Source organism: Psychrobacter sp. UBA2769, from assembly GCF_002352555.1.
In the GTDB taxonomy this organism is placed as follows: domain Bacteria; phylum Pseudomonadota; class Gammaproteobacteria; order Pseudomonadales; family Moraxellaceae; genus Psychrobacter; species Psychrobacter maritimus.
This window is the reverse complement of the sequence record NZ_DEIR01000007.1, coordinates 93,031-112,323: the sequence shown is the minus strand read 5'-3', so window position 1 is coordinate 112,323 and position 19,293 is coordinate 93,031. Positions and strand designations below refer to the sequence as shown.

At 44.2% G+C, this 19,293-nt stretch carries 13 protein-coding genes; 11 read left to right on the top strand and 2 right to left on the bottom strand.

The features are described from left to right. Positions 1 to 37: 37 nt before the first annotated feature. Both narL and B3Q63_RS02875 read right to left on the bottom strand, forming a co-directional pair. Positions 38 to 697, bottom strand: coding sequence for a two-component system response regulator NarL (narL, locus tag B3Q63_RS02880; protein WP_201624899.1), 660 nt, complete (start codon positions 695 to 697; stop codon positions 38 to 40). 195 nt (positions 698 to 892) lie between these two features. After that, positions 893 to 2,971 (bottom strand): histidine kinase, encoded by a 2,079-nt coding sequence (locus B3Q63_RS02875; RefSeq protein WP_296173547.1) that lies wholly within the window; start codon positions 2,969 to 2,971, stop codon positions 893 to 895. A 504-nt stretch (positions 2,972 to 3,475) separates the two neighbouring features. Between B3Q63_RS02875 and B3Q63_RS02870 the strand changes: the two genes are divergently transcribed. The 11 genes from B3Q63_RS02870 to mobA all read left to right on the top strand — a co-directional run bounded on the left by B3Q63_RS02870 (position 3,476) and on the right by mobA (position 19,288). Next, positions 3,476 to 4,855 (top strand): NarK family nitrate/nitrite MFS transporter, encoded by a 1,380-nt coding sequence (locus tag B3Q63_RS02870; RefSeq protein ID WP_296173542.1) that lies wholly within the window; start codon positions 3,476 to 3,478, stop codon positions 4,853 to 4,855. Positions 4,856 to 5,264: 409 nt separating this feature from the next. After that, complete coding sequence (locus B3Q63_RS02865; RefSeq protein ID WP_296173540.1) at positions 5,265 to 9,023, top strand: nitrate reductase subunit alpha; 3,759 nt, start codon at positions 5,265 to 5,267, stop codon at positions 9,021 to 9,023. A gap of 122 nt (positions 9,024 to 9,145) precedes the next feature. Next, entirely contained in the window at positions 9,146 to 10,684 is a 1,539-nt protein-coding gene (narH, locus tag B3Q63_RS02860) for a nitrate reductase subunit beta (RefSeq protein WP_144297179.1), read from the top strand. A 58-nt stretch (positions 10,685 to 10,742) separates the two neighbouring features. Then, on the top strand, positions 10,743 to 11,552 hold the full coding sequence (gene narJ, locus B3Q63_RS02855) for a nitrate reductase molybdenum cofactor assembly chaperone (RefSeq protein ID WP_227673485.1): 810 nt from the start codon (positions 10,743 to 10,745) through the stop codon (positions 11,550 to 11,552). A gap of 14 nt (positions 11,553 to 11,566) precedes the next feature. Continuing rightward, positions 11,567 to 12,292 (top strand): respiratory nitrate reductase subunit gamma, encoded by a 726-nt coding sequence (gene narI, locus B3Q63_RS02850; RefSeq protein ID WP_201562832.1) that lies wholly within the window; start codon positions 11,567 to 11,569, stop codon positions 12,290 to 12,292. Positions 12,293 to 12,537: 245 nt separating this feature from the next. After that, the gene (locus B3Q63_RS02845) at positions 12,538 to 13,719 is read left to right on the top strand and encodes a globin domain-containing protein (RefSeq protein WP_296173532.1); all 1,182 of its coding nucleotides are present in this window, start codon (positions 12,538 to 12,540) and stop codon (positions 13,717 to 13,719) included. Positions 13,720 to 13,977: 258 nt separating this feature from the next. Continuing rightward, complete coding sequence (locus B3Q63_RS02840) at positions 13,978 to 14,988, top strand: peptidylprolyl isomerase (RefSeq protein ID WP_296173530.1); 1,011 nt, start codon at positions 13,978 to 13,980, stop codon at positions 14,986 to 14,988. A gap of 153 nt (positions 14,989 to 15,141) precedes the next feature. Then, positions 15,142 to 16,437: a gephyrin-like molybdotransferase Glp gene (glp, locus tag B3Q63_RS02835; protein ID WP_296173526.1), complete on the top strand. Its 1,296-nt coding sequence runs from the start codon at positions 15,142 to 15,144 to the stop codon at positions 16,435 to 16,437. Positions 16,438 to 16,804: 367 nt separating this feature from the next. Beyond that, positions 16,805 to 17,914, top strand: a complete 1,110-nt coding sequence (moaA, locus tag B3Q63_RS02830) for a GTP 3',8-cyclase MoaA (RefSeq protein WP_296173523.1) — start codon at positions 16,805 to 16,807, stop codon at positions 17,912 to 17,914. A 57-nt stretch (positions 17,915 to 17,971) separates the two neighbouring features. After that, positions 17,972 to 18,502, top strand: coding sequence for a molybdenum cofactor biosynthesis protein B (gene moaB, locus B3Q63_RS02825; RefSeq protein WP_087814488.1), 531 nt, complete (start codon positions 17,972 to 17,974; stop codon positions 18,500 to 18,502). A 3-nt stretch (positions 18,503 to 18,505) separates the two neighbouring features. Next, entirely contained in the window at positions 18,506 to 19,288 is a 783-nt protein-coding gene (mobA, locus tag B3Q63_RS02820; RefSeq protein WP_296173516.1) for a molybdenum cofactor guanylyltransferase, read from the top strand. The last annotated feature ends 5 nt before the right edge of the window (positions 19,289 to 19,293 follow it).

The following is a 19,293-nucleotide window of genomic DNA, read 5'->3' as shown; positions in this document are numbered from 1 at the left end:
AGCCCTTATCCCGAACTGGGGTTACTTAGATAAATGGCTACTTAGATAAATGGTTAACCGTCCATACCGCCGCTTCTACCCGTGTCCGCAGACCAGTTTTATTGAGGATATGCTTGACGTGTACCTTTACCGTTGATTCGGCAATATCCAAATTATTGGCAATCATCTTATTACTCAGCCCCTCAGCAATCATCTGAATGACTTGTAGCTCTCTGCTGGTTAGATTACTGGCGATATCTTGAATGCTGGGTGTGCGCAACGTTTGGGCAAGTATCGAGGCTAGATTGGGACTGATAACCAGCTCACCGCGGAGTATTTTTCTGATATCAATAATAATCAGCTCAGGCTCCATATCCTTTAGCAGATAGCCATCGACGCCCAATTTTAACGCCTCTTGTACGTCTTCACCGCTATCAGAAACGGTGAACAGGACGGTTTTGGTATTGATATTTCTGGCTTTGATTTCTCTCAAGGTTTCGATACCTGTGAGCACCGGCATTTTATGGTCAAGTATCACCAAATCGACGTCATTATTTTCTAAAAATGCTAATGCCTCTTGACCATTACTGGTTTCGCCAACGACTTTAACATCGTCTTCAAGACTTAATAACTCGGAGATGCCGCGGCGTAGCATCGGATGGTCATCGACCAATAATAGGCGCGCAGGCGAGGTACTGGTATAAACTTTGGTGCTCATAACATACTCACAAATTAAAAAATGGTACAAGAATTTAATGATTTAAATTTAATAATTCAGTATTACAATGCTTAAAAACTGCTTAGCAGAAATCATATTTGAAAATGAAACTGGTTAGAAAAATCCACTAAAAAAACCCCAATCAACAACTTTAAAAAAGACCATTCAATCGCTTAAAATCACAATATTATGAGCTTATAAATAAGCATCTTTATTACTCTCTTCATCAAAGAAATTGGGCTCAAATCTGACCGTAACGATGGTGCCGCGTGGCTTGTTATCGGTCACGATAAGTTCGCCGCCGATATTATGGGCGCGCTCTTTCATAATCATCAAGCCGTGATGTTGGGTTTGATCGACACCGCCAGACATACCAACGCCATCATCGATGATACGCATGACGATATATTTATCACTGTCCTCGTATTCTAGGTGAATTGCGACGTTTTGTGCTTTTGCATGGCGGCTGATATTTGACAGCGCTTCTCTGGCAATCTGAATCAAATCTATCTGCTCAGTGGCGCTCAAATTAAGCGTCATAATATGGTTGTGTACCGTTATATTAAAATCGCCTTTTAAGGCAAACTCACTGGCAGCATCGTGCAAGGCTTCGTCGAAATTATCATTATCAATGGTCAAGCGAAAGGTCACCAATAAATCTCTTAACTGCTGATAAGCGGAGCCTAGCCCCATTTTTATCTGCTCGATATTTTGCGCTACCGGCGCTTTGACGGGCTCGCTGCCAGCGTTTTTAAGGTGTCTCTCAAGGACGCTGACTTGGATTTTTAGATAAGACAACGACTGCGCCAAGGAGTCATGCAGCTCTCTCGCAATGGTCGAGCGCTCTTCAAACAAAATCAGCTGATGCTCTTGCTGTTTTTGCTTACGTAGCGATAAGGCGGTACTGATTAAGTTGGTCAGCGCCACGATGAGCTCGTTATTTTGCGCATCCAATTCAGGACTGCTAAATGGGAAAACACTCCCTACCTCTGTCATGTTTATACGCTGCTCTGGCGCAACACCATGACCAGTTTTATTACTGTCATCATCATTAAGGCCATCATTATTAATGTCATCATCAGCGATAAAAGAGTAATTCATCATTAGCGCCGACTTAGGTCGCACGCGCAATTCGCCAAATTCTTCTTGTTGATGAACAATAGGATAAGACTTGGTATGTTCGCCGTTTTTCGTTGCGCAGTTATCACAGTTGAGCTTTTTGCACAGCTCTTTCATTTTTTCGCCATGCAGCACGATGGCATTTTTACTGGTGATATATTTATTCTGTATGCACAAGGTAAATTCTAAATGCGGCAAGGTCTTACTAAAATCTGCAATCAAAGCATCGAGCTGATATAAGCTCACTTGGCTGGTGGTCAGCGATTTTGAAAAGTCATAAAACAGTGACAGTACTTGATTGGCTTTGACCAAATGCTGGGTTTTTACCTGCACCTCACTCTCAAGCGAGCGCTGGTAGGTCTCAATCGTACTTGCCATATCATTAAAAGAATTGCCAAGCACTTCAAACTCTCGATAGCCTGCGATGGATACTCTGGTATTAAACTGACCGTCTTTAAATTGGTTATTGGCTTTAATCAATTGATAAATAGGCGTGAGCACCAATTGATGCAATCTGCGCATGCCAATCAGCACAATAATGATGGTCAGTATCAACGAGAGGATTTGCAGGTTTTGTTGCCATGTCTGGCGCTGCTCGTTTCGGTACTGCAGCTCACCAACAAAACGGTTCACATCTTCGATATAACTGGCAGAAACGCCATAAAACGCCGCTTTATCCTGCGCCAATAAAGTCGGCTTTAAGTCTTGATACCATTGGTCTTTTATCTTATTAAGCTGCTCATTGATAAGCGTATGTCTATTGGCACTCGTTAGCTGATAGACCTGCAATTCTGCCAGCCGATTTTCCATATCCTTAATCAAGATAGCTGTCTTTTCGGCGGTATTCTTATTAGAAAAGTCTAATTTATCTTGTTTAACAGACGTCTCATTTTCTTGGTCGCTGACGCCGTTTTGGTTAATATTTAAACTCGAGCTAAAAGGATGGTCATCGGAAAAACCAGTCGCAATCTGAAAGCTAATGCGATAAGTGGCCATGCGTATCGAGCCTGCGGTATTAATCGCCTCCGCATCAGACCGTGCTACCCAAGCCAGCGCCCCACTCCCCAACGCTGACATCAAGGATAAGATGGCGATGATAATAATAGCGCCCCAAGCATGAAGGGTTAAAGACTGGCGACGTTGAATAGACTTCATGTATAGCGTTTACCCATCAAAATTAGTAAAAAAGAGGCGTTCAGTATCAGCGTTAACAACTTACTAAGAGTATTAAAAGCATCTTAAAAAAAGCCTTAAAAACAGCCAAGTGTGCCTAACCAATCTCAAACCAGTTCTGGTTAAAAACTCCACACTTTTCAAAAAATAAAAACCATATCATTCCATTCAGAGCAAAATTTTAGTAATCATTCTGCCCGCAACATACCTCTTTTAGCCATCAGTATACCACTATGTATGAATACTCATCATCAGGATAATGCAGTACCGTGAGTTATCGTTTTTTATAAAACCATTGATTGTGATGATTTGCTGTTATCAAGGGCGCATTGGTCACAGACATCAATCTACCGCATCAATCCAATCCATATACAAGCAGTCATTAACAACAATCAAAGCGACTGCATACGGTAATTTTTATAACGGCTGAAGGTTATAAAACTATCCATTATAACTAAGCATAAATGATATTAAGTGAGGAATAGTATGGGCAATGATTACAACTTCAAAGGTGGTAAGCTCATCACTGACTGGCGACCTGAGATAGATGAGTTCTGGAAAGGGGGCGGCAAAAAAGTCGCCACTCGCAATTTATGGATATCCATTCCATCCTTACTACTGGCGTTTGCAGTATGGATGGTATGGAGCGCGGTCATCGTGCGCTTACCTGAGATTGGTTTTGATTTTGATGGCGGGCAGCTGTTTTGGCTCGCCGCGCTACCCGGACTATCAGGGGCGACGCTACGAATTTTTTATTCTTTTATGGTGCCAATTTTTGGTGGTCGGCGTTGGACAGCGATATCGACTTTGTCTTTATTAATTCCGGCATTATGGATGGGCTTTGCGGTTCAAAATCCTGATACACCGTTTATGATATTTGCCATTATTGCGCTGCTTTGCGGCTTTGGCGGTGGTAACTTTGCCTCGTCTATGTCCAATATCTCGTTCTTTTATCCAAAAGCGGAACAAGGCACAGCGCTTGGGCTAAACGCTGGTTTGGGTAATTTGGGCGTGTCGGTCATGCAGTTCATCGTCCCGATGATTATATTGGTAGCGGCCTTTGGTAGCTTAGGCGGCGACCCACAAGTCTCTGCCAGCGGCAAACTGTTTTATCTACAAAACGCGGGCTTTATTTGGGTACCCTTTATCCTGCTGTTCTCAGCATTGGCATGGTTTGGCATGAACGATATTGCCACCGCCAAAGCCTCGTTTAAAGACCAATCCGTTATCTTTAAACGCAAACATAACTGGATTATGTGTATTCTTTATATGGCAACCTTTGGCTCCTTTATTGGTTTTTCCGCCGCATTTCCGATGCTGATTAAAAACTCATTTCCTGCTATTGATGCGCTTAAATTTGCCTTTTTAGGTCCTCTAGTCGGCGCACTATTTCGTCCACTAGGTGGCTGGATATCTGATAAAACCAGCGGCGCAAAAGTCACTTTTTGGAACTATATTGTGATGGTATTGGCGGTATTGGCGGTGATGTACTTCCTACCTAGCGAAACCAATGAGGGCAGCTTTGTCGGCTACTTTATCTCCTTTATGGTGCTATTTATCACCACGGGTATCGGTAACGGCTCTACCTTTACCATGATTCCAGTTATTTTTAGAACCTTTCACGAACGCCTTGAGCCTGAGAAAGCAGGGACAGAGCCGCTATTTATTGAAATACGTAAAGAGTCAGCGGCTGTGGTTGGATTTACCTCAGCAATCGCCGCTTATGGCGCGTTCTTTGTGCCAAAAATGTTCGGTTCAGGACTGGGTATTGATGGCACCTTTATCGCCTTAATTGTCTTTTACATTCTCTGTATCGTATTGACTTGGTGGTATTACAGCCGTGCTAATGCTGAGATTCCTTGTTAAAGCAGATATTTTATAACAACCCTTTAACAACCGTCTTTTTATTGAGCAATGACCAACCCTATGAAGTGCTACTTGCTGATGTGAGTAGCACTTTTTTTTGTTTTAAATTTTTGCTAAGCAATTTTCAGCTGCTAAATAAGCATGGCTTATGGATGTTTAACGATTAGACGCTCAATAATTAGACACTTAACAGTTTTTTTAAGCAAATTTGATGACTTGCCGCTACTACTAAGGTGGTAGTGCCCTGCTCATGTTAGCTGATAGTAAGAGGGTGACGGCTTACTTAAAATGACGCTATCGAAATAATATTTACGGCTTAGCTGCATACCGATATCAAGCAATATCAAGATAGAAGCATTCTGCACTCAGCTCTAGATACACCTTAGGCAATAAAATAGAGGATAGCGAAATGAGCCATTTACTCGACCAATTCCGTTTTTTTAAACGTAAACAGGGCGAATTCTCCGATGGGCATGGCGAGACACGCGATGAGTCTCGTGACTGGGAAAATGTGTATCGTAGCCGTTGGCAGTATGACAAAGTTGTGCGCTCAACGCATGGCGTCAACTGTACCGGTTCTTGCTCGTGGAAAATCTACGTCAAAAACGGCTTGGTGACGTGGGAGACGCAGCAAACCGACTATCCTGAAACTCGTCCAGACTTACCAAACCACGAACCGCGCGGCTGTCCTCGTGGCGCAAGCTACAGCTGGTATATGTATTCAGCGAACCGTGTGAAATACCCTAAAGTGCGTAAGCCACTATTAAAATTATGGCGTGAAGCCAAAGCGCAGTATCCTGATCCAGTCGATGCGTGGGGCAGTATTGTCCAAGACCCTATCAAAGCAGAACAGTACAAATCTAAGCGCGGTTTGGGCGGATTTATCCGCTCGACGTGGAGCGAGGTCAATGAAATCATCGCTGCCAGTAATGTGTATACCGCCAAAACCTTTGGTCCTGACCGTATCGTCGGTTTCTCTCCGATTCCTGCGATGTCGATGGTCAGTTACGCCGCTGGTAGTCGTTATTTATCATTAATTGGCGGCGTTTGCTTGTCATTCTACGACTGGTATTGTGACTTACCACCAGCATCGCCAATGGTTTGGGGCGAGCAAACTGACGTGCCAGAATCAGCCGATTGGTATAACTCTGACTATATTATTGCGTGGGGTTCAAACGTTCCGCAAACGCGTACACCTGATGCGCATTTTTTTACCGAAGTGCGTTATAAAGGCACCAAGACCGTCTCTATCACGCCCGACTATGCGGAAGTCTCGAAATTAACTGACTTATGGCTAAACCCAAAACAAGGGACCGATGCGGCAGTCGCGCAAGCATTCTGTCATGTGATTATCAAAGAGTTTTATCTTAAGCAGCCTAGTGACTATTTCTTAGATTACGCCAAGCGCTATACCGACTTACCTGTGCTCGTCATGCTAGAAGGTGAAGAAGGCGCACGCCATGCTGGTCGCTATCTGCGTGCTTCTGACTTAATCGATAATTTAGGTCAAGAAAACAACCCAGAATGGAAAACCATCGGTCTAAATAGTAATGGCGAGCTGGTTTCTCCGCTTGGCTCTATCGGCTACCGTTGGGGCGAAAAAGGCAAATGGAATCTTGAGCAAAAAAATGGCACCACAGGCGCAGATATTGACCTAACGCTGACTTTAAAAGACAGCAATGAAACCTGTAAAGTCGGCTTTGATTACTTTGGTCATGTGGATCATCCGCATTTCACCTCAGTACCAGGCGAAGCGATACAGCAAAAAACCGTCCCTTGTAAAACCATTACTTTGGCCGATGGCAGCACCGCTATCGTGGCGACCGTCTTTGATCTAACCGTTGCCAACCTTGGGGTGGATAATGGTGTCGGCGGCGAGCATGTCACCGACGACTATAACGATGCCACCGTACCGGGCACGCCTGCTTGGCAAGAAGTCATCACCGGTCTGAGCCGTGAGCGCGTCATTCAAGTCGCGCGTGAATTCGCTGAAAACGCCCATAAAACCCATGGTAAATCGATGATTATCATCGGCGCGGGTATGAACCACTGGTATCACCTCGATATGAACTATCGCGGCGTGATTAACATGCTCATGCTGTGCGGTTGTATCGGTAAATCTGGCGGCGGCTGGGCGCATTATGTTGGGCAAGAAAAACTACGCCCTCAAACCGGCTGGTTGCCATTGGCATTTGCCCTTGATTGGCATCGTCCGCCGCGTCATATGAATGGCACGAGCTTCTTTTACAATCACAGCTCACAGTGGCGTCATGAGACCATCTCTGCCCATGAAATCCTCTCGCCTCTCGTTGATAAAAAGTTTTTCCCTGAGCATATGCTTGACTACAACATTCAAGCAGAACGCGCAGGCTGGTTGCCTTCAGCACCGCAACTCAATCGTAACCCACTGACCATCGCTGCCAAAGCCGCCGATTGCGGTAAAGATGTGGAAGAGTATGTGGTCGATTCTCTACAAGATGGCAGCTTACGCTTTGCTTGTGAATCCCCTGATAATCCTGACAACTTCCCGCGCAATATGTTTATCTGGCGCTCAAACTTATTGGGCTCATCAGGTAAAGGCCATGAATATATGCTGCATTATTTCTTGGGCACCAAAAACGGCTTGCTCAATAAGGAAAATGCCAAAGGTCACCTGCAACCAAAAGAAGTCGATTGGGTAGAAAAAGGCCCTACTGGCAAATTAGATTTGGTTGTCACCCTAGACTTCCGTATGTCTTCTACTTGCTTGTATTCTGACATCGTACTACCAACAGCAACGTGGTACGAAAAAGATGACATGAATACCTCGGACATGCACCCCTTTATTCACCCATTAACCGCAGCTACTGACCCTGCGTGGGAATCTAAGACCGATTGGGAAATTTATAAAGGCATTGCCAAGAGCTTCTCTGAAGTATCAAAAGGTCACTTAGGCGTTGAGACTGACGTCGTTACTTTGCCGATGCAACATGACACGCCGGGCGAGCTTGCACAGCCATTTGGTGGCACTGACTGGAAAACCGCTGGCGAAAAACCTGTACCGGGTAAAAACTGCCCGATGATTAAAGTGATTGAGCGTGACTATCCGAATACTTATGCCAAATTCACCTCGCTTGGCCCTGCCCTAGAAAAATTAGGCAATGGCTCAAAAGGTCTGAATTGGGATATGAAAACCGAGGTCAAACAGCTCGGCGACTTAAATCACCGTGTGACTGAAACGGGTATCTCTGAAGGCAGACCGCGTCTTAATACGGCGATTAACGCTTCTGAGATGATTTTGATGCTCGCACCTGAAACCAATGGTCATGTGGCGGTAAAAGGCTGGGCTGCACTCTCTGAGTTCACCGGTCGCGACCATACCCACCTTGCCAAGTCTAGCGAACATGAAAAAATCCGTTTCAAAGATATCGTCGCCCAACCACGCAAAATCATCTCAAGCCCAACGTGGTCAGGTATTGAGTCAGATGAAGTCAGTTATAACGCCGGTTATACCAACGTCCATGAGCTGATTCCTTGGCGCACGATTACTGGTCGCCAGCAGTTTTATCAAGACCATCCTTGGATGCAGGCGTTTGGCGAGCAAATGCAGCAGTATCGTCCACCGATTGATACTAAGACCACTGAGCTGCTCAAAGACGCTAAGCCAAATGGTAATAAAGAGATTGTACTGAACTTTTTAACACCGCACCAAAAATGGGGCATCCACAGTACCTACTCTGAAAACTTGCTCATGCTAACCCTAAGCCGCGGTGGCCCTTGTGTTTGGATGTCAGAAGTCGATGCTCAAAAAGCTGACATCGTCGATAACGATTGGATTGAGCTGTTCAATGCCAATGGTGCTATCACCGCTCGTGCCATCGTTAGCCAGCGGGTCAAAGAAGGCATGACCATGATGTATCACGCCCAAGAAAAACTGGTCAATATTCCCGGTTCTGAGCAAACAGGCACGCGCGGCGGTATCCATAACTCAGTCACTCGGACGATTTTGAAACCGACCCACATGATTGGTAGCTATGCCCAGCAGTCTTATGGCTTTAACTATTATGGCACCGTTGGTTGTAACCGTGATGAGTTTGTCGTGATTCGTAAAATGTCAAAAATCGACTGGTTAGAGGACAAACCCGATAACGAATTACCGCGCCCATTACCAACCACCATTGAGGATTAAAGCGTTTTCTTCTATTGAAAATCCGTCGTTTTAAAAGAAATTTTTTTAAGACGACATCTTTTGAAACGACATGATTGAAGAATAAAGGCTGCTTTTTCTACTAATATTTGGAGCACAGATCCATGAAAATTCGTTCGCAAGTCGGCATGGTGCTTAACCTTGATAAATGTATCGGTTGTCACACCTGCTCAGTCACCTGTAAAAACGTCTGGACCAGCCGTGAAGGTATGGAATATGCGTGGTTTAACAACGTTGAGTCAAAACCCGGTATCGGCTACCCCAAAGAGTGGGAAAACCAAACCAAATGGAAAGGCGGCTGGATACGTAATGCCAACGGCACCATCAATCCGCGCATCGGTGGTAAATTCAGAGTATTGGCCAATATCTTTGCCAACCCTGATTTGCCAGAGATTGATGATTATTACGAGCCGTTTGATTTTGATTATCAGCATCTACATACCGCCCCTATCAGCAACCATCAGCCTATCGCCCGCCCGCGCTCAGCCATCACCGGCAAACGTATGCAAAAGATTGAATGGGGTCCTAACTGGGAAGAAATCTTAGGCTCAGAGTTTGAAAAACGTCGCAAAGATAAGAACTTCGACAACATTCAAGCGGAGATTTATGGCGAGTACGAAAACACCTTTATGATGTATTTGCCGCGTCTATGCGAGCATTGCTTGAACCCTACGTGCGTCGCATCATGCCCAAGTGGCGCGATTTATAAGCGTGAAGAAGACGGCATCGTCTTGATTGACCAAGAAAAATGTCGCGGCTGGCGCATGTGTATCTCAGGCTGCCCTTATAAAAAGATTTACTATAACTGGAAATCGGGGAAATCTGAAAAATGTATCTTCTGTTATCCGCGTATTGAAGCAGGCTTGCCAACGGTTTGCTCAGAGACTTGTGTTGGTCGTATCCGCTACTTGGGCGTACTGCTTTATGACGCAGACAAAATCGCTGAAGCGGCAAGCACGCCTAACGAGCAAGACCTTTATCAAGCGCAGTTGGACGTATTCTTAGACCCTAATGACCCTGCCGTTATCGCCCAAGCGTTAAAAGACGGCGTCCCGCAATCGGTGATTGATTCAGCGCAGCGCTCACCAGTTTATAAGCTGGCGATGGATTGGAAACTTGCCCTACCGCTACACCCTGAATACCGCACGCTGCCTATGGTTTGGTATGTACCACCGTTATCACCGATTCAAAACGCTGCTGAAGCGGGCAAAGTCGGTATGGATGGCCTCATTCCAGACGTCGATAGCTTACGTATTCCACTGCGCTATCTTGCCAATATGCTTACTGCAGGTGATGAAGAGCCTGTTCGTCTAGCACTGAAGCGTCTACTTGCTATGCGTAGCTACAAGCGTATGCAACTGGTTGAAAAACAAGAAGTACAAAGTATTTTGGATGATGTTGGTTTGACCAAGCTGCAAGTTGAAGAGATGTATCGCTACTTAGCTATTGCCAATTACGAAGACCGCTTTGTGATTCCAACCGCCCATCGTGAAGAAGCCTTAAGTGATGCCTTTGCTGAGCGTAATGGTTGCGGCTTTACCTTTGGCGAGGGCTGTTCAGGACATTCTGACAACAGTATGTTTGGCCAACGTAAAGCCAATCGCCGCGATTTCATCGATACTGTCCAAAAGTGGGAGTCATAAGATGCAAACTACTCAATTTAATAACAATACTTCGGTGCATGAACCTATTACTTCATCGATGGAGTCACCAACTATCGGTAACTCTGATTTGAAGCTACTCAAGGTATTAAGCTTACTTATCGACTATCCAAGTAATGAGCTGTTTTTAGGCGATACGCTTGCCGATTGCACCGAGATTGTCGCCAAATCAACGCTGATTAGCCCAGAAGTACGCACACAAATTATCGACTTGATTGAAGATTTAATCGATACCGGCTCTCTTGAGGCGCAAGCGCGTTATGACGGTCTGTTTGAGCGCGGTCGTTCTTTATCATTGTGGTTGTTTGAGCATGTACATGGCGAATCGCGCGACCGTGGTCAAGCGATGGTCGATTTGATGGGTCAGTATCAAGAAGCGGGCTTTGAGATTAGCGTCAAAGAGCTGCCTGACTATCTGCCTTTATATCTCGAGTTTTTAGCCTATCAAGCAACCATTATCGAAGACGATATTCAAATTCGTATGGATATCGCTGATGTCAGCCATATCATTGCGCTGCTTGCTGCCCGATTAGAGGATCGCGGTAGCCTGTATAAAGGCTGCTTTAATGCGCTATTGCAAATCGCGGGTAAACCGCTTGAGATTGTTGAAGAGTATCAAGAAAAAATCAGCAAAGAAAAGCGCGATGACAGCTTTGAAGCCTTAGATAAAGAATGGGAAGAAGAAGTGGTGACGTTTTTGGATGCGCAACAAGAAGAGCGCTGCCCGTCACAGACGAGTACCCAAAACCTTGCGGCAAAAGCGGGGATAAAAAATGCCGCTGCTGCTCATGCGGTCGATGCCCCTGTGCACTGGGTAGACTTTAAAACCAACCAACCGGTTAAACCCTAATAAGGAGAAAAGACATGAATATCGCAGATCCTAGTGTACAGTCTTTAGCCAACCTCAATTGGCTGCAAATTTTCCTTTTTGGCGTTTATCCGTACGTGGCATTAACCATCGCTATCATTGGTACTTGGGTACGTTTTGATTTATCTCAGTATTCATGGAAGGCAGGTTCGACCCAGATGCTCAGAACCAAAAACATGCGCCTTGCCAGCAACCTCTTCCACGTCGGTATTATCGTGGTATTGCTCGGGCATTTATTTGGGATGTTGACGCCGCATTTTCTTTATGACCGTTTTATCAGCGCGGGTCATAAGCAGATTTTAGCGGTGGTCGTCGGTGGTATCGCGGGGGTGTTTTGTTGGTTTGGCTTAGTCATGTTGATGTGGCGACGCTTTACCGATGACCGCATCTCAAACACCTCATCGTTCTCGGACAAATTGGTACTGGTGCTGTTATTTATTCAGCTGAATTTAGGGCTACTGTCTATCTTTACCTCAGTAAAGCATTTAGATGGCTACACCATGATGAATCTGGCCGGCTGGGCACAGGATATCACCGTCTTAAGACCTTGGCAGGCAGCAGCACGTATTGAGCAAACTGACCTTATTTATCAGCTGCATATGGCGCTCGGCATCACCCTGATTGCGATATTCCCATTTACACGGCTTATCCATATTATCAGCGCGCCAATCTGGTATTTCGGTCGCCGTTATCAGATTGTCAGAGAGAAGCGTTCACAATAGAAACGTTGCCAATAGAAATAGCCACAATAGTGATACAGCATTGATGTTTGGATGAAGTTACGATACTATAAGATTCATTTTTAATGAATCTTATAGAAACCACTCAATTATTAGACGGTTAAATGCTTAATCCCAGCGCTTTTTTAACAGTTTAATGATGGTTTTCTTAATGACAGTTGTCAGATTCATAGTTTGAGCTTCAATCCCAAAACTTATCAATGTGAAATATCACTAAAGGATCCACCATGGCGTCACCAAAAACCCTAGAAATCGTGAAAGCAACCGTTCCTGTACTCGAAGAACATGGAACCGCGATTACTACCGTATTTTATAAAAATATGTTTAACGAACATCCTGAACTACTGGATATTTTTAACGAGACCAACCAAAAATTAGGCCGTCAGCAAACCGCACTTGCCATGACTGTTTTGGCCGCAGCCAAGCATTTGGAAAAATTGGCGACATTATTGCCGCAAGTTACCCAAATCAGCTATAAGCATCGCGCTTTGCAAATTTTGCCAGAGCACTACCCGATTGTTGGTCATCATTTATTGGGCGCGATTAAAGAAGTACTGGGTGACGCTGCGAACGATGACATCATCAATGCTTGGACAGAAGCCTATGATGAAATCGCTTCAGTATTTATCCAAATCGAACATGGCATGTACGAGCAAGAAATGTGGTCAGGTTTTGCGCCGTTTAAAATTACCGAAAAAGCAGAAGCCGCGACTGACATTGCTGCCTTTACTGTCGTTCCTGTAAATGCTGATATTGATTTAAGCAAACTCAAATTGTCTGCTGGTCAATACATCACGGTTAAAACTGACCCAAAAGACAGTAAGCATATTGCCCTCCGTCATTATTCTTTATTTTCAGCGAATAGCGATAAAGGCATTCAGTTTGCCGTTAGACGCGACAACCGTAACGAGCATAATGGCTTAGTGTCAAACTATTTACATGACCACTTAGACGTTGGCGATACGATTTTACTATCTGCCCCTGCCGGTGATTTTGAGCTTAACAAAGAGCTAGTGCAACAAAACGAAATCCCATTGGTATTGGTCAGCGCCGGTGTTGGCGTGACGCCAATTTTATCGATGTTAGAGGCGCAAGTAGCGGCCAATCCACTACGCCCTATTATTTGGGTTTATGCCTGTCAGAATAAAGAACATCATGCCTTTGACAGCAAGGTTAATGAGTTGCTTGCCGCCGCTGAAAACGTAGAAAAGCATATCTTCTACTTTGAGTCTGGACAAATTCTAGACGAAGCATGGCTTGCTACTTTACCGAAGCCTGCCGATATTTATGTTTGTGGTTCTATGATGTTTATGGAAAGCATCATCGACGGTTTAATGACCCTCGACCATGGCGTTGATAGCGTTCATTACGAACCCTTTGGTCCGAAGATGAGCCTAGAGTTGGCTTAATATTATCAGTCTAACTAAGTATTTAAGCATTGAGTAAGATAGAAAATGAGCTCAATACTTGGTTAAAGATAATAAAAAGTCAATTAGCAACAGCCATAGAGCCACCTTTAAACGCTTCATCAGTGCGTAAATAATTTAAAGGCGGCTCTATTTTTTTATTTAATTTTTGACGTAAAACTTTAATCGTATTTAACGATATTTATCATCAGTAGCTATTATTAAAACCCTTTTATCAGAACCCTTAATGGAGCAAAAGCCATGACTGTTAGTACCTACAATCCAGCCGATCATACCAGCAACCAAAACGCTCATGCCTCTACTGCTGCCAATCATATAGCAACTGGTAATGGGGATGATATTCTGCGGGTCATGCCAACCCTATCCGACTTGCAAAAACCACATTCTGACCAAGAATTTATCGAAAAAGCGATGGCGGAAGAACGCAGCAATCATAAGAACCTGATTGCCTCTAGCCGTGATGAGCTGCCTTCAGTGACGGTCAATGGTGTGATGATAGATAGAACCAATATCGCCCAAGAGCTGCAATATCATCCAGCGGAGAACAAAGAAGATGCGGTATTTTTAGCGACGCAAGCACTGGTGGTGCGTGAATTACTCAGACTGGCTGTCTTAGATGAGCCAAGTCTTGGCGAGACGGCATGGGAAAACGATGAAGAGCAAGCGATTTCTACTTTAATAGACAAAAACGTTCAAGCAACGATGCCAGATATGGCAACCTGTGAGCGCTATTATAGCCAGAATATTACTGATTTTAAGACCGATCCTATCATGACCGTACGCCATATTTTATTAGCCTGCCCGCCTGAAGATGGCGATGAGCGCTTAAAGCTTAAAAAGACCGCGTACGAGTTTATCGAACAAATCAAAAATAACGCCAATCCTGATGCCGAGTTTATCCAATTGGCACGCCAGCATTCGGCTTGCCCTTCAAAAGAGCAAGGTGGCGAGCTGGGTATTATTAGCAAAGGACAAACCGTACCAGAATTTGAAAGCACGTTATTTAAGCTAGATAAAGGACTTGCCCCAAGCCCTATCGAGAGCCGTTACGGTTTTCATATCGTTGAGGTGCTAAATAAAGAATCTGGCATTCAGATGACTTATGAGCAAGTCAGCCCTGCTATTCATAACAAGCTGAGCCAGCAGGCTTTTCACCAAGCATTATGCGATTATTTGTTTACCTTAGCGAATGAGGCGGATATCGAAGGTATCGAGATGACGCTTGAGCAAGAGAATATCTTCCGCGGCTAAGCAATGCGCTGTCGGTCACTTAATTCTTATGTTATAAAATAGCTGTTATGGTATAAAGGTTCTTAAGATATAAGCCACCTCTTATGCTATTTATGCTATGTGTCGTTCAATATCAATAACACAGTTCAATATTAATAAAATGAGTAGATATTTATGATTACGGTTGCAGAGCTAATCTCTGAAATACAGCAGCGCATAGAAACTTATAATACCAACGACTATCCGCTACATAAAAGAGACGTCGCAAGTTACGATTTATTAGACAGCCGTAATCATATATTGGCAGAAGATATTGTCTCGCCCTTTGCGATACCAAGGCAAAACCTATCGGCGATGGATGGTTATGCGATTGCTAAAGACAGCATACTCTCAGCAAACAGCACGATTAATATCGTCGGTGAGTCACAAGCTGGCAGCCCTTATAGCGGTGAAATCTCAGCAGGACAAGGGGTGCGCATTTTTACTGGTGCGGTCGTTCCTGATAGCTGTGATACGGTCATTATGCAAGAGAACACCAACTTTGCCGCCATAAAAGACAGCATTGATAAATCACAGCCTTATGCCATTACCCTCAGTCAAGACGCTAAACCTGATGACAATATCCGCAAGCAAGGCGAAGAGATTGAAACTGGTGAAGCGGTTTTATTCACAGGTAAGCGCTTAAATCCTGCTGATATCAGCCTGTTAGCTAATTTAGGTTTTGATAAAGTCGATGTTTATCAGCCTTTAATCGTTGGGGTACTGGCAACGGGTGATGAACTGGTGGCGATAGGCAATGAGCTGACCAGTTTGGCGCAAATCTATAATTCCAACACCCCTACTCTAAAGAGCTTACTCGCCCATTTGCCTATCACTATTCGTGATTATGGCATCATTGCTGATGATTTAGATAAAACCACCACTGCTGTAACCCAAGCGATGCAAGAGTGCGACGTCCTTATCTCTACGGCTGGCGTATCGGTTGGCGATTATGATTTTTTAACCACGGTCATTGAGCAGCTTGGGCAAATTAATCATTATAAAGTCGCCATGAAACCCGGTAAACCGTTTGTCTTTGGCGAGCTGACACAAAATCTTGCTAAGCCGGTATTATATTTTGGCTTACCCGGCAATCCGCTATCAACCGTCGTTGGTAGCTTACAGTTTGTCATTCCAGCCTTATGGCAGATGGCAGGCGCTGCGCCACAAGAGCGACCCATGCAGTTAAGCCTAACCGCAACGCTTAAAAACGATATTAAAAAATCAGCAGGACGGATGGATTTCCAAAGAGGAATTGTGTCGCAGAATGACGCTGGCGAATTTCACGTTGAGAGCTTTAGCAAGCAACAATCGCACCGTATCAAACAGCTTAGCCAAGCCAATTGCTTTATTGTCTTGGCACAAGATTCTGGCAATATAGCTGCCGGTGAAACCGTAAAAGTGCAGCCCTTTCCTTGGTTGCATAGCTAAACAACAGCTAAACAACAGCTAAACAACAGCTAAACAACAGCTAAACAACAGCTAAATAATTGAATCATTAATAACGGTATAGTCAAAAAGTTGCATGGCTAATCAATTGTATAACGAGTTACACAGTTAATAACTCTTTATACTGTTGATTAGCCATGAATCATGAGAAACTGCTTAGGGCGTATCTTGATTTTAAAAATCATAACCAATGAGCATCTACTACTTTGGTGGTAGTTTTCAGCTCACTTATGGTGAATGGTTATTTGCTAGCAAGCTGTCATAATCGTATTTAAACGGATTTTCCCACTCACAACCTGAGGCAACGCCTAAAAGTACACACTATACTTAATATTAATGGTAATCATCTATGAACCATCTTGCCCCCAACGCAGGTAACGTAGGTAATGCGCAATTGTATTCGCCTGCCGCTGCACCCGCTATTTTTGATGCTGACTCATCGAAAGCTGCTAGCACGTCGACGTATTCTCCGGCCATGCTCTCTCAACCATTAACCGATGGTTTCGCACGACGTCTCACCTATTTGCGTCTATCGATTACTGATTTCTGTAATTTCCGCTGTGAATATTGTCTGCCAGATGGCTATCAAGGCAAACCACCACAAAATGAGCTCAGTGTCAGCGAAATTGCTACCTTAGTCCGCGGCTTTGCCCAAGTCGGTACTAAAAAAGTCAGGATTACTGGTGGTGAACCCTCTATACGCCGTGACGTGGTCGACATTATTAAAACCATCAAAAACACCGAAGGCATTGAAACGGTTGCCATGACCAGTAATGGATATAAGCTTGGCAAACATTTGGCTAACTGGCAAGCGGCTGGACTGAATCAGCTGAATATCAGTATGGACAGCTTTGATGCCGCGACCTTCCATAAGATGACTGGCTTTGATATGTTGCCGCAGCTCTTGGCTGATATGGATACCTTACTTGCGACCACAGATATTAAGCTAAAGATTAACAGTATCTTAATGGCTGAAACCGCCTTTGAAAATCTGATGAATGCCATCGACTATGTCAAAGACAGAGCCGTTACTTATCGCTTTATTGAATTTATGCAGACCAGTGACAACAGCGATTTGTTTTTTGCCCAGCATGCACAGTCCGATATCATCACCAATTATTTAAGCAAACACGGCTGGCAAACCCATATACGTGGTAGCAACGATGGTCCAGCGATAGAATATAGCCATCCAGATTATCAAGGGCGTATCGGACTAATTGCTCCTTATGCTGCCCATTTTTGTGATAGCTGCAATCGTTTGCGGGTAAGTAGTCAAGGCAAGGTGCATCTGTGTCTATTCGACCAAGGTAACTACGATATTCGTCAGTATCTCGAACAAGATGACGTGGCGGGGCTTGTGAATACTTTACACAGCTTTATGCCGATTAAACCTGAGCATCATCATCTTCACGAATCAAACAGCGGCATGATGAATAACTTGTCGATGATTGGTGGTTAACTTATTAATAATAAAAACTTTTATTTTCACAGCAAGCGTATTTATTAAGGAATATCCATGAGTAAGCTGCAAGCCCCCTTTACCCCGCTTAATATCGCTATTTTAACGGTTTCTGACAGTCGTACTATTGCAGAAGATACCTCAGGGCAATATTTGGTTGACCAACTGACCGCAGCAGGGCACCAACTTGCCGATCGCCAGCTGATTATTGATGATATTTATAAAATTAGAGCCGTCATCAGTAACTGGATTGCCGACCCAAATGTGCACGCTATTATCACCACTGGTGGTACCGGTTTTTATATCCGCGACAGTATGCCAGAGGCGGTTGGCGTCTTATTTGATAAATCAGTCGATGGTTTTGGTGAAATGTTCCGCTTAATCTCAAAAGACGATATCGGTATGTCGACTATCCAATCTCGCGCTGTGGCTGGCATGGCAAATGGTACGGGTATTTTTTGCCTACCCGGTTCATCAGGTGCTTGCCGCACCGCTTGGGAAGGTATCTTACAAGAGCAGCTCGATAGCCGTACGCGTCCTTGTAATTTTGTCCCGCACTTTATGCGCACCAATCCAGGTCACGATTAATTCATGCTTGAAGTGGCGGATAGCTTAATCAAAGCAGATGAATACAATCATTTAGCAGGTATCGTTATCTTGGCAGGCGGTGCCTCCAAGCGTATGGGGTCGCCAAAAGCTGAGCTTATCTTACCAACAGGTGAGCGTTTGCTTGATTATCATGTCAGACAGGCGCTTGAATTAAGTGCCGCGATGATGAGTAATATGCCTATCATGCTTGCCGATAATGGACGGGGCTTTAGCATCAATCCAAATTTGATTAAGAGTTCGAAGTCATCAATTTTTCATATTAGGGATTATCTATCTGCTAACGCTCTTTCTAGCAAAAATATATCTGGCAAAAATCTTTCTAATAAAGATGACAAATCGATTGAAACCGGCGGCGCGTTGGTAGCGATTGAAGCAGCACTGCAATCATTAAAGAGTTTGGCAAGGTCAAACCAATTAACAAAAGACGCAAGCTGGCAGCAATCTTGGCTGCTGGTCATTAGTTGTGATAGTTTGATTCCTATCACCGATTTATGGCAAAAACTGCAACCTTATACCACGCAAGCTGCAGAAAAATCTGTTATTTGCCTGACCGATGACAGTCATTTATACCCATTGTTAGGTCTATACCGTTTAAGTATTGAACCTGATGTAAAGCGTTATATTGACGATGGGCAGCGGCAAGTAATGAAGTTTATTAAGCCGATTGTGCAGCCTGTAGCTTTCGTGAAAAAGTGGCAGAATTTAACCAATTTCAATACGCCTAAAGATTTTGCAAGTGCTTGTTTAGCCTTAAACAACTTATAAAAAGG